Annotated in this window: 19 protein-coding genes; 4 read left to right on the top strand and 15 right to left on the bottom strand. The window is 34.4% G+C overall.

Going from position 1 to position 14,167, the window contains the following annotated elements:
- Window positions 1-24: 24 nt before the first annotated feature.
- Genes MSG95_RS02970 through MSG95_RS02955 form a run of 4 tightly spaced genes read right to left on the bottom strand, consistent with a single transcriptional unit; the run spans window position 25 to window position 2,793 of the window.
- Window positions 25-1,212, bottom strand: coding sequence for a vWA domain-containing protein (locus MSG95_RS02970; protein WP_004701805.1), 1,188 nt, complete (start codon window positions 1,210-1,212; stop codon window positions 25-27).
- 15 nt (window positions 1,213-1,227) lie between these two features.
- Window positions 1,228-2,079, bottom strand: a complete 852-nt coding sequence (locus MSG95_RS02965; protein ID WP_004701808.1) for an AAA family ATPase — start codon at window positions 2,077-2,079, stop codon at window positions 1,228-1,230.
- A 29-nt stretch (window positions 2,080-2,108) separates the two neighbouring features.
- The gene (locus MSG95_RS02960; protein WP_019459071.1) at window positions 2,109-2,495 is read right to left on the bottom strand and encodes a hypothetical protein; all 387 of its coding nucleotides are present in this window, start codon (window positions 2,493-2,495) and stop codon (window positions 2,109-2,111) included.
- Window positions 2,488-2,793: a YcgL domain-containing protein gene (locus MSG95_RS02955; protein WP_004701812.1), complete on the bottom strand. Its 306-nt coding sequence runs from the start codon at window positions 2,791-2,793 to the stop codon at window positions 2,488-2,490. Before MSG95_RS02955 ends, MSG95_RS02960 begins: the two co-directional genes overlap by 8 nt.
- Before the next feature lie 435 nt (window positions 2,794-3,228).
- Here MSG95_RS02955 and MSG95_RS02950 point away from each other — a divergent pair, with 435 nt between their 5' ends.
- The gene (locus MSG95_RS02950; RefSeq protein ID WP_000086293.1) at window positions 3,229-3,393 is read left to right on the top strand and encodes a hypothetical protein; all 165 of its coding nucleotides are present in this window, start codon (window positions 3,229-3,231) and stop codon (window positions 3,391-3,393) included.
- A 73-nt stretch (window positions 3,394-3,466) separates the two neighbouring features.
- Here the strand turns inward: MSG95_RS02950 and MSG95_RS02945 are convergent, their stop codons facing one another.
- The 7 genes from MSG95_RS02945 to MSG95_RS02915 all read right to left on the bottom strand — a co-directional run bounded on the left by MSG95_RS02945 (window position 3,467) and on the right by MSG95_RS02915 (window position 8,914).
- Window positions 3,467-3,802 carry a hypothetical protein gene (locus MSG95_RS02945; RefSeq protein WP_077165423.1) on the bottom strand — a complete coding sequence of 112 codons (336 nt, stop codon included), beginning with the start codon at window positions 3,800-3,802 and terminating at the stop codon, window positions 3,467-3,469.
- Between the two features lie 131 nt (window positions 3,803-3,933).
- Window positions 3,934-4,200: a hypothetical protein gene (locus MSG95_RS02940; protein WP_068934500.1), complete on the bottom strand. Its 267-nt coding sequence runs from the start codon at window positions 4,198-4,200 to the stop codon at window positions 3,934-3,936.
- Between the two features lie 498 nt (window positions 4,201-4,698).
- Entirely contained in the window at window positions 4,699-5,823 is a 1,125-nt protein-coding gene (locus MSG95_RS02935; RefSeq protein WP_068934503.1) for a ribonuclease D, read from the bottom strand.
- Window positions 5,824-6,120: 297 nt separating this feature from the next.
- Complete coding sequence (gene recR / locus MSG95_RS02930) at window positions 6,121-6,717, bottom strand: recombination mediator RecR (protein WP_004701819.1); 597 nt, start codon at window positions 6,715-6,717, stop codon at window positions 6,121-6,123.
- Between the two features lie 9 nt (window positions 6,718-6,726).
- The gene (locus MSG95_RS02925) at window positions 6,727-7,056 is read right to left on the bottom strand and encodes a YbaB/EbfC family nucleoid-associated protein (protein ID WP_002113538.1); all 330 of its coding nucleotides are present in this window, start codon (window positions 7,054-7,056) and stop codon (window positions 6,727-6,729) included.
- A gap of 257 nt (window positions 7,057-7,313) precedes the next feature.
- A complete protein-coding gene (locus MSG95_RS02920; RefSeq protein ID WP_039251311.1) occupies window positions 7,314-7,550 on the bottom strand; it encodes a hypothetical protein in 237 nt (78 codons plus the stop codon).
- Between the two features lie 176 nt (window positions 7,551-7,726).
- Window positions 7,727-8,914 (bottom strand): O-succinylhomoserine sulfhydrylase, encoded by a 1,188-nt coding sequence (locus tag MSG95_RS02915; RefSeq protein WP_213033555.1) that lies wholly within the window; start codon window positions 8,912-8,914, stop codon window positions 7,727-7,729.
- Window positions 8,915-9,047: 133 nt separating this feature from the next.
- Here MSG95_RS02915 and MSG95_RS02910 point away from each other — a divergent pair, with 133 nt between their 5' ends.
- Window positions 9,048-10,133: an alpha/beta fold hydrolase gene (locus MSG95_RS02910; RefSeq protein WP_077165369.1), complete on the top strand. Its 1,086-nt coding sequence runs from the start codon at window positions 9,048-9,050 to the stop codon at window positions 10,131-10,133.
- 117 nt (window positions 10,134-10,250) lie between these two features.
- Here MSG95_RS02910 and MSG95_RS02905 read toward each other — a convergent pair whose 3' ends face one another.
- The 4 genes from MSG95_RS02905 to MSG95_RS02890 all read right to left on the bottom strand — a co-directional run bounded on the left by MSG95_RS02905 (window position 10,251) and on the right by MSG95_RS02890 (window position 12,678).
- Window positions 10,251-11,018 (bottom strand): class I SAM-dependent methyltransferase, encoded by a 768-nt coding sequence (locus MSG95_RS02905; protein WP_077165368.1) that lies wholly within the window; start codon window positions 11,016-11,018, stop codon window positions 10,251-10,253.
- A gap of 179 nt (window positions 11,019-11,197) precedes the next feature.
- On the bottom strand, window positions 11,198-11,572 hold the full coding sequence (locus MSG95_RS02900) for a TonB C-terminal domain-containing protein (RefSeq protein WP_077165367.1): 375 nt from the start codon (window positions 11,570-11,572) through the stop codon (window positions 11,198-11,200).
- A gap of 178 nt (window positions 11,573-11,750) precedes the next feature.
- The gene (locus MSG95_RS02895) at window positions 11,751-11,975 is read right to left on the bottom strand and encodes a hypothetical protein (RefSeq protein WP_077165366.1); all 225 of its coding nucleotides are present in this window, start codon (window positions 11,973-11,975) and stop codon (window positions 11,751-11,753) included.
- A 502-nt stretch (window positions 11,976-12,477) separates the two neighbouring features.
- Window positions 12,478-12,678 (bottom strand): hypothetical protein, encoded by a 201-nt coding sequence (locus tag MSG95_RS02890; RefSeq protein ID WP_019459061.1) that lies wholly within the window; start codon window positions 12,676-12,678, stop codon window positions 12,478-12,480.
- 634 nt (window positions 12,679-13,312) lie between these two features.
- Between MSG95_RS02890 and MSG95_RS02885 the strand changes: the two genes are divergently transcribed.
- Together MSG95_RS02885 and MSG95_RS02880 are read left to right on the top strand one after the other, a co-directional pair.
- Window positions 13,313-13,582, top strand: a complete 270-nt coding sequence (locus MSG95_RS02885; protein WP_004701840.1) for a YARHG domain-containing protein — start codon at window positions 13,313-13,315, stop codon at window positions 13,580-13,582.
- Window positions 13,583-13,600: 18 nt separating this feature from the next.
- Window positions 13,601-14,014, top strand: coding sequence for an HIT family protein (locus MSG95_RS02880; protein ID WP_000312749.1), 414 nt, complete (start codon window positions 13,601-13,603; stop codon window positions 14,012-14,014).
- Window positions 14,015-14,167 lie beyond the last annotated feature (153 nt).

The raw sequence follows: 14,167 nt of genomic DNA, 5'->3' as shown, positions 1-14,167 counted from the left end.
TTTAAATTATTAAAGTTATCAAGTTTATCGAGAAAGGTAACGCGTTAAATCCTCAATGCCTTTTAGGGTCATTGGATACATATGGTTTTCAAAAATCTCTTTAATCCAACCAATTGTTTGTGTGTAATGCCAATACCCTTCTGTTTCAGGATTTAACCATGCTGTTTTATCAAAATGCTGACGTAGGCGGCGTAACCAAATTTCACCTGCCTCATCATTCATATATTCAACCGAGCCACCTACCGATTTCAGCTCATACGGTGCCATACTGGCATCACCTACCACAATTACACGATAGTCGCGTCCGTAAGTATGAAACAAATCCCATGTATTCATACGCGTAGCTGTTCTTCGGTAGTTATCTTTCCAAACATAGTCATAAAGACAATTATGGAAATAAAAGTATTCAAGTGTTTTGAATTCTGTTTTAGCTGCGCTGAATAACTTTTCACATTGGGCAATATGAGCATCCATTGAACCGCCCACATCAAACAACATCAATACTTTGATTCGATTACGGCGCTCTGGCACCATCTGAACATCCAAGATACCTTGCTTAGCTGTTTCCCGAATTGTTCCATCAACATCTAGCTCTTCAGCAGCCCCTTGACGGGCAAATTTGCGTAACCGTCGTAAAGCAATTTGCATCTGACGAGTTCCAAGAACTTGGTCGTCATCTAGGTTTTGGTATTTACGCTGTTCCCAGACTTTAACCGCCGAACGTTTACGCCCCGGCCCACCAATTCTGACGCCTTCTGGATGGTCACCAAAAGCGCCAAAAGGTGATGTTCCACCTGTGCCAACCATACGGTTACCACCTTGGTGTTTTTTATGCTGTTCGCGTAAGCGTTCCTCTAGCATTTTCATCAGTTCTTCTAAAGAGCCTGCTTTTTGAAGTTCAGCTCTTTGCTCTGGTGTTAAATGCTTTTCGAGAAGTTCTAAATCGAACCAGTCTTTTGGTAATTTATGGACTTGCTTGAGTAACTCATCGATATCAAAGGTTTCTATGCCATCAAAATAATCTTTCATGGCACGGTCAAACTTATCAAAAAAGCGCTCATCTTTGACTAAAATGGTTTTAGCAAGCTGATAGAACTCTTCCTGATCGGCAAAAACTAAACCTTCACTTACTGCACGGTTTAAGTCAATGAGCTCACGTGTAGTAACTGGAACACCGTATTTACGTAAGGTGTAAAATAACCGCACAAACATGGGTTATTCCCTCCTTTAACGTCGTGACATGAAAGCCAAACGTTCAAGCAGTTGCACATCTTGCTCGTTTTTAATGAGTGCGCCATACAAAGGTGGAATCGCTTTTGATGTATCTCGATTACGTAATACATCTTCAGGCATATCATCTGCCATAAGCAGACTTAACCAATCGATTAATTCTGAAGTAGATGGTGGTTTCTTCAAATTAGGAATTTCACGGAGTTTGAAGAAAACTTGAAGTGCTTCATTTACTAAGGTTGCAGAGATACTTGGGAAATGTACCGAGATAATTTCACGCATAGTTGCTTCGTCTGGAAACTCAATGTAGTGGAAGAAGCAACGACGCAGGAACGCATCTGGTAATTCTTTTTCATTATTTGAAGTAATAATTACGATTGGACGTTGAGTAGCCGTAATCGTTTCGCCTGTTTCATAAACATAAAAAGACATCTTATCAAGTTCATGTAACAAGTCATTTGGAAACTCGATGTCCGCCTTATCAATTTCATCAATTAAAAGCACACAGCGCTCTTCACTGGTGAAAGCTTCCCACAGTTTACCGGGCTTAATATAGTTCTTAATATCGTAAACACGATCATCACCGAGTTGACTATCACGCAAGCGGGACACAGCATCGTATTCATATAAGCCTTGCTGTGCTTTAGTCGTTGACTTGATGTGCCAAGTGATGAGTTTTAAACCTAGACTTTCTGCAACTTGCTCAGCAAGTAAAGTTTTACCTGTACCTGGCTCACCTTTAACCAATAAAGGCTTTTGCAAAGCACGAGCTGCTTTTACAGCAAGTTTAAGACTATCAGTCGCGATATATTGATCTGTACCGGTAAAATGTTGGGTATCAGCAGACATGTAGAGACCTTATTTTTCTATTTCAATGGTTAGATGGAACGCATGCTCTTGTTTGTTGAATATTTTGACCAACAATAGCCAATAACCAAACCTAGACCAACCACAAACAGAATTAAGGATAAATTTGACCAGATTAAAGGACTGTCTTTAGTTAACACACCAAACAGTAAACCAAAAATAGCTGGTGCTACAGATGCATTAGGCCCTTCCGAAACGGTTGGCGTCAATAAAATAGCAAACACAACTAACCAGCTTATTGCGCCAAAAGTAGTAGGTAAGCGACGCATTAAACGCCACCAACACCACAAAGCAATAAGAGCACCAACGCCATAAGCTGTTAAAGCAATGATTTCCTCAGGAATTGCATCGAGAGAAGAAAGTAATTGATTTAAAACTCCAGCTTGATCTTCACGCACCACGTAAGCCCTCTGGTTCAACTGCATTTGGGTTAATTAACCCTTCTGGCGGCATCTGAATAAAGAAACCTTTTGTTTGTAATGAGTCTAGAACATGTAAAACATTTACACGCGCTAATTTACGTGTTGGAGCCAATTCTAAATGCATGACAAATGTTGCACGACCAAATGCTTGTAAAACAGCTTCTGGAACTTTTTCAAACGGATCGGTTTGCTCCGTATCATCAGGATAGTTTGGACGAGCAATATAAATGTACATTTCATCTTTTTTGCTCGATCTATAAATATCACAGTGCATTTCAAATCAACTCTTGAACTAAGGACAGCATACATGAAAAAAAACAACAGACACACGCAGGTTTGTTTACGCATCAGTCGTTTTTTCTTTTCTTGCGAAATATTAACCCACAACAATCATTAAGGTCGACAAATAACTTTTAATTTTCTAAAGTTTTAAATTTTCTACCTTTAATAACCTATTAATTTTACATAAAAAATCCTTTCAACTACTTTTATAAAATGAAAAAATTACATTTTGAAAACAATCAAACTTTAATTTAACTGAAGTTAAACCAGTTTAATTTATTGAAAATTATAAATTTAATTTAAATTCTGCTTTAAATTAAACATTGATAAGCTTTAACTTATGCATACAGGATAAGACATTATTTAACCGATTATAAATTCGGATGTGTTTCAATAACTATAGATCTATAAATAGGAGGTCTATGCTATGTCTCGTGGCGATAAATCATCTTATACAGCAAAGCAAAAGCGTCAGGCTAAACATATTGTTGAGAGTGAGGTAGATAGAGGTCATTCTCAAGAAGAAGCTGAACGTATTGCATGGTCTACCGTCAATAAACAAGATGGTGGTGGTAAGAAAAAATCACATTAAAATTACCACTGGATACTTCTTTGGTTAACTTGATGACTAAAGAAGTATCCTATTAACAAGCTAAACAAAGATTTTAAAAGACTCTTGAGCCTTGCATATAATCATTACTCACCTGATTTAACGCACTCAAAATTAAGCTGTCATCTTGAGTAAGTAAGGCCTCATTTAAATGACTCATGTAATCCATTAATGTTTCTTTTGAAGCTTGCGCAAACTCGGTAGTCACTGCTTCATCTTCATATAAGATTACATAACTACGAGCAAACCCATAAATAAGATAAGTCGCTGATTTTTGGTTTAGATCTGGAGATTGTTTTAGATACTGCTCACACGCATTTTTTAAGTTTTTAAATGCATCTGTACCAGTAGATTGATTTTTGAAAGATGAAAGTATTGTCTGGAAGTTCATATCCATATTCCACTCAAAAAGTAAAGCTACAGAAGAAGTACAAGCCTGTCAAACAATATATTGATTTTTATAAGTTTAGATTGTAAAAAAATATAAGAAACGCCCTAAAGTATGGGCGTCTGATAAAAAATTTAGAAACTAACTTCAATATTGACCGTTGTACCAGACTGTTCAATATTGGTTGAAATATTAAAACCTCGAGCCTTTAGCTCTTCTTCTACTTGAGTAATATGTTCAGGATGTAAGGCATCTATTGGAAATTGAAACACTGCTCGGCGTTTACCTTCTTTGGAAATTTCCTCGGTTCCAGATAAGATTTTTTCTAACAATATTGTTTGATCAATTTTTACATCTTTAGCATTTTTTCTTGCTTGTTCAGCATTAAAATTATTAGTCATGTTTATCTCTCTAGTTATTAGTAAGCTTTATTTATAGCATAAAAAATTAATTTCAATATTAACTTATTATTGATTTTAAAAACTTTTTAAGATTGCACAAATAAAATTAGAGGCCTCCTCTCCCCGAGAAGGCCTCTATATTTCTGCACCGAAACAAACTTATAGTCATATATTATTTATTTTGAAATTGTTTTTCTTGCTGCCAAGAATATACAGACCTGTATATATACGCAATTGAATTTTTCTCATGAATAAAGTTAATTTAATTCAGCATAGGTATATATAATTAAGATTAACTCATATTTATAGTAATTAAACTTTAAAAAAGCCTACTAATATAAAGCAACGCTAAATAAAAAATTAAGTTCATAAAGCTGAACTTATAAAATAGTCTTATTTTAAAGTAATATTAACAAGCATTATTTGAATAAATATCAACCAATCAAACTATTTCTTAAATACAAGGAGTTTATTTGAACTAAAAACACCTTTATAAATTTAAAATAAGAGACTTGCCTTCTCTTCTGTAAATAGTTCAATAAGCGGTTTGGTGAGTAATTCGTAACGCCATCCCAACAAGTAATCAGGTAAATCCTGTTCGTCACCTTTAGAAAGCACATGCTGATGAATCGCATTTAACCATTTCTTACGAAGCAAAACTTCTTTTGGAATGGAGGTCTGCTCTATAGCATTAGCAATTAACGCATCCATTTTATCTAAAGTTTCTTTTGAAGTAATTTTAAAAGGTTTAGCAATTTTAGCTGGCCATTGCCCTTCTACTGGTAAGTCTTTTAAAAGATCCAGAATAATCTTCCCATATTCACGAACAACATTTGGACGAATATCTCTGACTTGAGATAATTGGAAATTATTACGCGGATTCTTTTCGACTAAATCAATCATTGTCGAGTTTCTAAGAACAAAACTACGTGGCTGGTTAGTTGCTTTAACTATATGTTCGCGCCATTCACTCAAATTCTGCAACTGCATTAATTGACGACGCGAATGTCGATAATTCCCTACATCTGTATAAAGCAATGAAGTTGGTGTTTCACTAATAATTTCTTTGGTGAGACTACTGCAATCTTCAACAACATAGTCGTAAAGCCCTTTTTGCTTAAGCTGCTCCTGAATATGGGTAGCCAATTGCATAAGATATAAAACATCATTTGCAGCGTAACATAGCTGTTGAGGAGATAAAGGTCTCGCCAACCAGTCTGAACGTGTTTGATCTTTTTCAATGTCAATGTCTAAACAAAGCTTTAAAGCACCTTGATAGCTGACTTGTAAACCATGTCCGAGAAAAGAAAGTCCAACTTGAGTATCAAAAACATTTAACAGGTTTTGTTCATCGGCATAGTGGTAAATTAAATCGATATCTTCACTACATGCGTGAAAAATATTTTGTTGAGCAACAAAGATTTTTTTCCAAAACTCAGTTAAATCTAACGATACCCCATCCAACAAATATACGTTTTCGTTGACATTGACCTGACATACTCCAAGTTTAGGCCAAAGGGTGTCAACCTTAATAAATTCTGTATCAAGTCCATATGTTGAACATTGATCCATTTGTTGAAGAACATCAACCAATTCGGTTTGCTGTTGGATAAACTGAAACATGCTTTCTCAAGTAAATGCAAAGAGTGCTTTAAACTCTGGTATATATAACATAGCAATAGAAAAATGCTACTGAATCTCGGATGAATAATCTATTTTTGAACAATTTCCCTAAAAAGAGATAATTTTTTGATCATTATTTTAAAGTTTTTCAATTTAACACCCTTATAAAATTTATTTTTGCACAACCGCTTCTTTTTAATTTATATATTCACTAAGTAATTTTTAAAATTTTGTCTTTTAAAACTATTTTTAATAATAGGATTGATTTTAAAAACTTTGAAATAAGCACCGAAGTACTTATTTCATACGCATGCGGTTATGAACAGCCTGACTTAATGTATGACTATCAACATATTCAAGTTCACCACCTTGTGGTACACCCTGAGCAATACGTGTCATATGAATAGGTAAATGTTTCGTGGCTTCGACCAAATAGTGTGCTGTCGCCTGACCTTCCACTGTAGCATTAGTTGCCAAAATAACTTCTTCAATAGTACCTTGGCTTAAGCGTTGAATTAGGTAAGGAATACCGATTTCCTCTGGCCCGATCCCATCTAATGGAGAAAGATGACCACCTAATACATGGTATTTGCCACGGAAACTACCACTTTGCTCAATTGCCATCACATCTGCCGGAGACTCAACTACACAAAGCAGTTGATCTTCTCTTTCTGTTGAGGCGCAAATGTCACAAATTTCGTGCTCTGTTAAAGAGTGGCAAACACTACATTCATGAATATAACTTGATGCTTCATGTAGAGCATGCGCTAAAGCAAAGGCACCTTCACGATTTTTCATCAACAGATGTAAAGCCATACGTTGGGCCGACTTCGGTCCAACGCTAGGCAAAATACGTAAAGCTTGAACGAGTTGTTCAAATCTATCACTAAACACTGAATTTCCTTAGAACATGCCTGCTAAACCAGGAGGTAAACCCATACCTGAGTTAGCTTTTTGCATTTTCTCTTCAGAAATTACTTCTGCTTGACGCACAGCGTCATTAACCGCCGCAGCAATCAAATCTTCAATCATGTCTGGTTCATCTTGAAGTAATTCTGGATTAATTTCGATACGTTTTACGATATAACGACCAGTCATTGTTACTTTAACTAAACCACCGCCAGCTTCAGCATGTACTTCAGTTTGAGCAAGCTCTTCTTTGGCCTTTTTTATATTTGATTCCATATCTTTTTGCATGCGCTGCGCTTGCTGCATGAGCATATTGATATTCATAAACCTAACTCCGTATCTCTATCAAATATGATTGATAGTCACATAACACTTCGGAACTTAAACTCTTTTATTACCCCGACCGATCATCAAGATCATTGAGGTCATTACGTTTAAATCAAAATTAATCCGCAATTCTGACACAATAAATTAATGTTTTCTATTGGTATCTATGAAACTATTTTCGTTAACTCATCCATTTAAAGTTTTCTATACAAAAGTTTTGAGACTTAGGAACCGGTTCTCTAATTTAACTGACACTACTGTGAAGCTTGAAGATTTTTATTATCGGGTTTGTATTCATTTAAAGGCATTTTTTGAAAAGAGGCATTTGCTTTTTCAATTGAATGATCGGCATCCTCAACTGATTTGTTCGCATCCTTAATCAACAACACAGTTTCGCTGATTTGAGTTGGTTCATCTTTTTGGGCAAATACTCTATATCCAATTAAACCAATTGCCCCTATAGCGACTAAAAAAATTATAGGTTTAAGCATGGTTAAAACTCGCTTTGTTATTTTTATTAACTTTAGAACTTTTTTACGTTTCGATTTTAAAGTCATTTATAACAAAATGTAGTTTTTTTATTTCAATGGTTGGTTAAAAGTAAAAGTGAATTTAAAGAAAAGCCATACTAAAATAAGTATGGCTCAGTCTTAAATATATAAATTATTTAGATTAAATCTAATCCGCGTGAGATATCACCAATAATATCATTAATATCTTCTAAACCAACTGAAACACGGATTAAACCTTCTTGAATTCCTGCTGCTTGTTTGGCTTCAGCAGAAAGTTTGCCGTGTGTTGTTGTCGCAGGATGGGTAATTGTTGACTTCACATCACCCAAATTACCAGTAATTGAAATAAATTTGGTGTTATCAATTACTTTCCAAGCGCCTTCACGTTCACCTTTAACAACGAAAGAAACAATCCCACCAAAACCATTTTGCTGTTTTGCTGCAAGTTCATGTCCTTCGTGAGTTGGAAGGCCTGCGTAATAGACTTTTTCTACTTTGTCATGAGTAGACAACCATTCGGCAAGCTTTTGAGCACTTTCACAATGGGCTTTCATACGTAAACGTAAGGTTTCTAGACCTTTTAGGAATACCCATGCATTAAATGGACTCATAGATGGGCCCAAAGTACGGACAACACCAAAAACTTCTTCTAAAAGTTGATGTTTACCAACAACTGCACCGCCTAATGCTCGCCCTTGTCCATCTAAATATTTAGTTGCAGAGTAAATGACAAGGTCTGCGCCAAATTTTAATGGTTGCTGTAAAACAGGTGTACAAAAACTATTATCAATCGCAAGCAATGCGCCATTTGCATGCGCAATATCTGCAAGTGCCTGAATATCAGCAATTTCAGCTAATGGATTTGATGGTGACTCAACAAATAAAAGTTTAGTTTCGGGACGTACTGCATTTTTCCATGCATCTAAGTCACGTAAATCAACAAATGTAATATCTACACCAAACTTGGCAATATATTTCTCAAATAGAGCGACAATTGAACCAAAAACTGCTCTTGAACAGATGACATGATCACCCGCTTTTAGATAAGCCATAGCAATCGACAGAATTGCGCCCATACCAGAACTTGTCGCAACAGCACGTTCAGCACCGTCTAAAGCTGCTAAGCGTTTTTCGAACATCGATACAGTCGGATTGGTAAAACGTGAATAGATATTTCCTTGAACTTGACCAGAAAATTTTGCAGCCGCTTCAGCAGCATTTTCATATACAAAAGATGAAGTCAAAAAAATCGGTTCACCATGCTCACCTTCAAAACTACGAGTATGTCCGGTACGAATGGCTAAAGTATCAAGTTGGTATTCTAAATCATCAGACTGGTTCATTAAATGTTCGCCTTTACTGGTCATGTACTAAAAACTATCATCATTTTGAGTGCCTAGGGTATTTAAGGTCAAGGTAAACCTGAAAATTATCGCTTAGACTTCAATCAATCTTTAGTATAGTTGGTAAAACAAGATGAAACGCTTAAAGTCCCTTGTCTCTGAACAAAGTCAAATCAAGCACCTCTCTACCCGACTATTCCACCCCAAAACACTGGTGTTGTCTCAAAGCACGCATTACGAAGTTATTGGTCAATTTAATGAAACTCGCATTCGTTACTATGCGGCTGCTCAAAAGCGCTTTAAAGAACCTTTAGTTTTTGTTGCACCTTTAGCGATTAATATGGCGATCTATGATTTATATCCTTATCGTTCTCTTATTAAACATTTCCAGAATGCAGGTTTCGACGTGTACCTTGTCGATTGGGGACGTTTAGGATTTAAAGATAGACATCTAAACTTTTTATCATTTATTGAAGATTTTATTCCTAAAGCCATCGAGGTAATACGAACGCATTCAGGTAGCAATCAAATTTCGCTACATGGGTGGAGTATGGCAGGCATATTCGTTACTTTATATACGGCACATAACCAACCTAATTATGTCAAAAACCTTATAGTGTTAGGCAGCCCTATCAATAGTTATGCATCTGGTTATATTGGAAAACTCTACAGAACCATAAATAATGCTATTGGTCATAATAAAAAACTTCAGCAACGTATTTATTCTGGTTTACCAAAGCGGTTGATCCATACTCCAGGTATTTTAAATTCTCTAGGATTTAAAATTCTTGACCCTAAAGGCTGGTTCGACGGTCATATTCAATTACTCAAAAACCTTCATGACCTTCAATTTGTACAAGAGCACGCCACATTAAGTAGTTTTTTAAACAATATGATTGATTATCCTGGTGGTATTAATCAGGACATGTTATTCAACGTATGGCTACAAAATCCGTTGAATCAAGGCTCTATTCAATTAAAAGATAAAAAAATTGAATTAAAAAATATTGATTGTTCTCTTTTAGTCGGTGCAGGTCGTAGCGATCAGTTGGTCACAGCAGATGCTGCTCAACCATTAAGCCAATTAACCAGTAGCCAAGATGTAACCTTTACTCTTATTCCCGGAGGTCATTTAGGACTGATGTCTAGCCAAGCAAGTGCACAAGAATTTTGGCCTAAACTGGCTGATTGGTTGACGGAACGTTCGACTAAAATTTAAAAACAACTACGAAAAAGCCCTGATATAAAGGGCTTTTTCATTTTTTATAAACCATAACTGTATATTTGATCAGTTTCGAAGATTGCTAATATTAGAAATCTTCAACATACAACTGAGTTAAAAAGATATCTTTTTAAATACAAAATACCCTACCTTACTTTCGAAACTCCCGTCTTTTTGAAGGTTGAAATATTTTCTGACGATATCTGATGCATTTTCTTGTAGATATTTAAGCGTTTTTATCTGATCTTCAGGTGTTTTCATACGCTGTACCCAACTATCAAAATCTAGCATGAGTGATTGTTTGTCTAAAGCAGTTAACTCAAAGCCAGCGTCCTCGATAAAGTAAACCCATTCTTTAATACTGTAATTTCTTACATGACTCGGGTCTCGAATCACTTCTATAGTTTGCAAAAAGGTATCTAATATGGGAAAACTTGAGCTAACAATATCAACAAAAATAACGGTACCATTAGGTTTTAAAACCCGGTTTATTTCTTTCATGGCCGTCGGTACATGTTGCCAGTGATGAGCAGAATATCGACTAATGACTACATCAAACTGCTCATCTGTAAAAGGCATATCTTCAGCTATACCTTGTTGTACAAAGATATTCTTTATTTTTCGGTCATTGGCAGCTTTTGAAACAGTATCGAGCATTTCATGAGATAAATCATAAGCAAAAACCAGATCAGCATGATGAGCAACGTTATAAGCCACATGACCACCACCACAACCTAAATCTAAAACAACCGCATTTGGGTATTTCTCAATTTCTTTAATAAATTTATCAAATTCAACCCCTTCAGAATGAGCGGTGCTATTCAAATAACTTAAAGATTTATTGTGGTACTGCTTTAAATTAATCTCATGTTGATTCAACATGGCTTATTCCTCTTTTTCGATAAACTAAACATAGAAGAAAAAGCTGATAAAAAATAATGATTAGTTTTTAAATAATTAATAACTTAAAGTTATTAATAGATCGTAAAATTCACTATAAAAACAAAGAAACCACCTGCCGGTGGTTTCTTGAAGTAAAGAACAAGTTCATATTAAAAAATTTACTTAGATATAAATTTTATATTGAATTTTCTAGCTTGTTTTCGAACCTCAGGATTAGAAGGTAAATTAAATGGACTTGAACGCCATATAGCTTTTTCAATACTTGATTTAAACTTTAGGTCTTCTTTATCAAGAAAAATAATTTGCTCAATTTGACCTGTGTCAGTTAAAAAAACTTTAACACTAGCACTCATACCAGATGAAGATGACGGGACATCCCAAGTTCGAAAGATTTTTTTCTGATATTGTTGCTTATATTTTTCAGCTTCTAATATCGTTTTATCATCATTACTTTTTGGTGATGATAATGACTTAGTATTAATTGCGCACCCGCATAATAAAAATATAGAAGTAAAAATAATGATACTTTTCATTTATAAAACCAATTTTTTCAATGATTAAAATTTAACATTTTATCTTTTTAAAAACCACCAAACTGGTGGTTTTATACTTAGCAGCTTTTACTAAATAGTAATGCTAGTAAATTTAATATTTCAGCTAATTGACCAGTTTATTTAGTTTAACTATTCAATTTCAAATTTTGTTCACTTATTAAAATGCTACCTCATAACGTGAATTGATATTTGAATGTTCAGGCATGTTAGCAATATCTTGCTCAGTAAAAATTCCATGCTCAGGTACTTTCGTTCCATTAAATGCGGTATTCACCGGAGTAACTGGTGACTTGCTAACATAATTTTCATCAGCTTTATGAGTGAGTGATGCACAACCATTCAGCGTCAGTACCACAGCAAAAGCGAATAACAATTTTTCCATATAACCTACCCATTGTTGTAAAAAATAAAACAATCTATCAAATTAAACAAAAATTGTCATATATTTAAAACGATCAGGCTTTGATCGAGTTTTAACAAATCTTAATAAAATGCAAACCAATTTGCATAAAATGTTAAATTGTGTAAAATACCTAAATAATTTAACGATATGCTTTAACTTATGGCTTTTCTACTTTTTTTATTTTTATTATTTACATTCGTGCTTCTTTTAAATGCTCACTATAAATAAGTGGAGTATTTAGCTGTAAGCTATTATTTTGATGTATATTTTATTAGTTTAAAAACAAGAATATTTTCTTCTCAGTAAGCCAACTTTTCAGTTTAAAGTTATACAAAAAATAAAAAGCCCGCTTTGTAAGCAGGCTCTACCCTTTTTGATTTTTTGCGCTGATCATTCAGGACTTTTGCTGTTTGTGACAGCGATCGGAAATTACACTTATACTTAAATATTAAAAAGAATAATATTATTTGAATTGATGTTTTTACTCATCAAGTTCTATCGGATCACCGTCTTCAGGACGAATATGTCTTGTTCCGTCATCGGCAGGATCAACACTAGATCCATCCTTAGTGATCGAGTTATACATTTCATCCTCTTTTTTATCGTCTATAAATTCTTCATCTTCAAAATCAAGAGGCTCTTCATCATCTTCAAAGTTTAAAGGCTTTTCTTCATCTATCATGTGATTCATCCTTTTTAAGTTATGTCATTTCATGCTCAATTAAATACAGGATATATTCAACAGTTAACACACATCATTTATGTAACGAACACTTAAGAAATATTAAAAGATATAAAATTAAAAAGATGTTATTCGAAGTACTTTAAAAATTCTTTAATAACAGGCAAACATTCAAAACTTTCATGAGCCTTCGCTAACCTCCCCATTCATGTTTTGACTTTATACAAAAAGCTTTCTTCGACCAAAGTCCCGCATTCGCTCTCGTACCCGTTTGTTTTCGCCATAAACTGCAATGACAGTAATAAATAGTTTTCATTTAAAGAAATATAGAAATTTTCTTGATTACATAAACAAGAACCGATGTTACTCATATAGCGTATTTAATTCATCACTATGAAATTTTAATAATCGTTTAAAATATTTATTATGTATATATTTTTATTATTTAATCTAAAATAAAATATAACTAATTGATTTAATTTAAATTTTAAAAAAGATATTGATATGTAAAGCTTTTTTGTATTATAAGATAAAACGTGATTTTTAATAACACTTGAGTAATTAATAGTCATTGAAATATTGGGAATAAACCTTATATTGAGTACAGGTTCATACCTTAACTGAGGAAAAGCTCATGAATAAATTATTGGTTGCAGTATTCACTGGAATGGTATCTCTTGCCGGCTTCAGTGCTCAAGCTGCAACACCTGAGCAAGAATGTCAAAAATTGCAAGATGATTACAATTTGATTTATGCATCAAAAGGCTTTTGCTTTAAAGACCAAGATGCTAAAGAAAAATATGGTAATGAAAACTGTCATACGACTAAGCCAAAATTCTCTGATAAAGAGCAGCAACGTCTAGACGCAATTAAAGAACGTCAAAAAGAATTGAAGTGTAAATAGTACTTAAAGGAATAATTCATGGCATATGATGATCAAAATATCTTCGCAAAAATTTTACGTGGTGAACTTCCAGCGATAAAACTCTATGAAGATGATCAAGTTCTAGCTTTTATGGATATTATGCCCCAAGCCGATGGTCATGCATTAGTTATTCCAAAAACTCCTGCAGTAACTTTACTTGATTTACCCCCTGAGGCAGCAGCTTACACCATCCAGATTGTGCAAAAGATTGCGAAAGCAATGGAAACAGCACTAAACCTAGATGGTATTGTTCTCATGCAATTATCTGGCGCCGCTGCTGGACAAACTGTCCCTCACGTTCACTTTCACCTAATTCCAACAAATGTTCACCAGCTTGGTAAACATGCTGCGCAATTAGGAGATCAAGATAAAATCAAGGCTTTAGCCGAAAAAATTAAAGCAGCTCTTTGATTTAAAGAGTTAAAAGCGGAGCTTAGGCTCCGCTTTTTTTATTTAAAAAGTGTAATAAAATCAAAACAAAATAAAGTATTTCTAATTCTTATTTGTCATAAAACTGTCATTTCTTCTTCACTCCACTGTCACAAAGTTTACAGATACTTCTTA

Origin of the sequence: Acinetobacter sp. IK23 (genome assembly GCF_035615275.1) — a bacterium.
In the GTDB taxonomy this organism is placed as follows: Bacteria; Pseudomonadota; Gammaproteobacteria; order Pseudomonadales; family Moraxellaceae; genus Acinetobacter; species Acinetobacter seifertii.
Note: the sequence above shows the minus strand (reverse complement) of the source record. Positions and strands in the feature narration are given on the sequence as shown.

Coding starts and splice junctions, on each gene's coding strand:
- MSG95_RS02970 (WP_004701805.1), bottom strand. CDS start 1,212: ATGTTTGTGCGGTTATTTTACACCTTACGTAAATACGGTGTTCCAGTT.
- MSG95_RS02965 (WP_004701808.1), bottom strand. CDS start 2,079: ATGTCTGCTGATACCCAACATTTTACCGGTACAGATCAATATATCGCG.
- MSG95_RS02955 (WP_004701812.1), bottom strand. CDS start 2,793: ATGCACTGTGATATTTATAGATCGAGCAAAAAAGATGAAATGTACATT.
- MSG95_RS02950 (WP_000086293.1), top strand. CDS start 3,229: ATGTCTCGTGGCGATAAATCATCTTATACAGCAAAGCAAAAGCGTCAG.
- MSG95_RS02945 (WP_077165423.1), bottom strand. CDS start 3,802: ATGAACTTCCAGACAATACTTTCATCTTTCAAAAATCAATCTACTGGT.
- MSG95_RS02940 (WP_068934500.1), bottom strand. CDS start 4,200: ATGACTAATAATTTTAATGCTGAACAAGCAAGAAAAAATGCTAAAGAT.
- MSG95_RS02935 (WP_068934503.1), bottom strand. CDS start 5,823: ATGTTTCAGTTTATCCAACAGCAAACCGAATTGGTTGATGTTCTTCAA.
- MSG95_RS02925 (WP_002113538.1), bottom strand. CDS start 7,056: ATGAATATCAATATGCTCATGCAGCAAGCGCAGCGCATGCAAAAAGAT.
- MSG95_RS02920 (WP_039251311.1), bottom strand. CDS start 7,550: ATGCTTAAACCTATAATTTTTTTAGTCGCTATAGGGGCAATTGGTTTA.
- MSG95_RS02915 (WP_213033555.1), bottom strand. CDS start 8,914: ATGAACCAGTCTGATGATTTAGAATACCAACTTGATACTTTAGCCATT.
- MSG95_RS02910 (WP_077165369.1), top strand. CDS start 9,048: ATGAAACGCTTAAAGTCCCTTGTCTCTGAACAAAGTCAAATCAAGCAC.
- MSG95_RS02905 (WP_077165368.1), bottom strand. CDS start 11,018: ATGTTGAATCAACATGAGATTAATTTAAAGCAGTACCACAATAAATCT.
- MSG95_RS02900 (WP_077165367.1), bottom strand. CDS start 11,572: ATGAAAAGTATCATTATTTTTACTTCTATATTTTTATTATGCGGGTGC.
- MSG95_RS02895 (WP_077165366.1), bottom strand. CDS start 11,975: ATGGAAAAATTGTTATTCGCTTTTGCTGTGGTACTGACGCTGAATGGT.
- MSG95_RS02890 (WP_019459061.1), bottom strand. CDS start 12,678: ATGATAGATGAAGAAAAGCCTTTAAACTTTGAAGATGATGAAGAGCCT.
- MSG95_RS02885 (WP_004701840.1), top strand. CDS start 13,313: ATGAATAAATTATTGGTTGCAGTATTCACTGGAATGGTATCTCTTGCC.
- MSG95_RS02880 (WP_000312749.1), top strand. CDS start 13,601: ATGGCATATGATGATCAAAATATCTTCGCAAAAATTTTACGTGGTGAA.